Below are 1125 nucleotides of genomic sequence, written 5' to 3'. Positions count from 1 at the left end.
CGAAGCCCTCATCGCTCTCGTCATGCTCGCCCTCGGCGGCCACCCACCCACCCTCCCCGGACGAACCTGACACCCACGGAAGCAGCAGAAGAGCCTTTTTTATGCGCGGCCACTCCTTTTTCACCCAGGTCTGGATGGCCTCATTGTCGTGTTCGACCGCGCGCCGGGCCGGGCGCTGACTGCTTCAGCCCAGCCGCTCGCGCAGGATCGTCCAGGTCTGGGTGGTCGAGTACCGCACCCCGCTGGCCCTTTCGATCACGCTGGCGACCTGTGTCAGCGTCCACATGCCGGTGCCGAACCCGCCTGCCTGCGGTCCCTGCGTGAGCGCGTCTGTCACCTCGGCCACCTGGTCGCCGGACAGCTTGGGCATCCGCCCGGCGCGACCAGCCCCGGCCAGTGCCAGCCGGCCACCTGCCGACCACGCCTGGTGCCACAGGGAGGCGGTCTGCGCCGAGACCCCATTCCACCACCACATCGATCTTTCGCTTGCAACGGTCGAACATCTCCGCTGCCCGGATCCGCCGCTCCCGCAGCACCTCAAGATCGCGGCGGGCAGCTACTTTCAACCGGGGCCCCACCACGGTGCTACCTGGTTAAAAACAAGCTCAGGCCGGCGACCTCCGGCCGCCCGCTGTGCCTCGATGACCGGTCGTTACTGCCTCGTCGCCGTTCCTCGAGCCGCCGTTCTCGACGTCGGAGGGTTTGATCCCGAGTTCGAACGGATCGGCAGAGGCATGGAAGACACCTGCCCCGGATCGCGGTGTGCCCGTGATGGTCGTCCGGTCCGGTTGGTGCGCCGATGGGCGTTCGTGGTCAGAGCAGTAGCATCGACCGAATGCCTACGGTGAACGACATCGCACGTCATGGGACCACAGTGCTGCGGGCGTCACGACTGTTCGACGGCGAAACAGCCAGTCCTGTGGACAACCCCGTCGTGATCCTCGAAGGAACGAAGATAGCCGGAATCGGCTGCGCGGCGGATCTGCAGCATGGGGAGACCGTGGTGGACTTTCCGGGTGCCACCCTGATTCCTGGTTTGATCGATCCTCATGTGCATCTCGCCTTCGACGCGAGCTCCGACCCGGTGAAGTCGCTGGGCGAGCGAGATGACGATGCTGTCGTGGC

The 1125-nt window shown here is 66.0% G+C and carries 1 protein-coding gene and 1 pseudogene; one reads left to right on the top strand and one right to left on the bottom strand.

The genetic code is table 11. The features are described 5' to 3' along the window. Positions 1-184: 184 nt before the first annotated feature. A complete protein-coding gene (locus ACWDKQ_RS36350; RefSeq protein WP_450143268.1) occupies positions 185-475 on the bottom strand; it encodes a helix-turn-helix domain-containing protein in 291 nt (96 codons plus the stop codon). Positions 476-844: 369 nt separating this feature from the next. Between ACWDKQ_RS36350 and ACWDKQ_RS36345 the strand changes: the two are divergent. Then, positions 845-1125 (top strand): annotated as a pseudogene (locus ACWDKQ_RS36345) (amidohydrolase family protein); the annotation flags it as partial.

It is taken from the genome of Saccharopolyspora sp. NPDC000995, from assembly GCF_053599315.1.
This window is presented reverse-complemented; position numbering and strand designations above follow the sequence as displayed.

Excerpts from the sequence above, each read along its gene's own strand:
- ACWDKQ_RS36350 (WP_450143268.1), bottom strand. The coding sequence starts at position 475 with ATGTGGTGGTGGAATGGGGTCTCGGCGCAGACCGCCTCCCTGTGGCAC.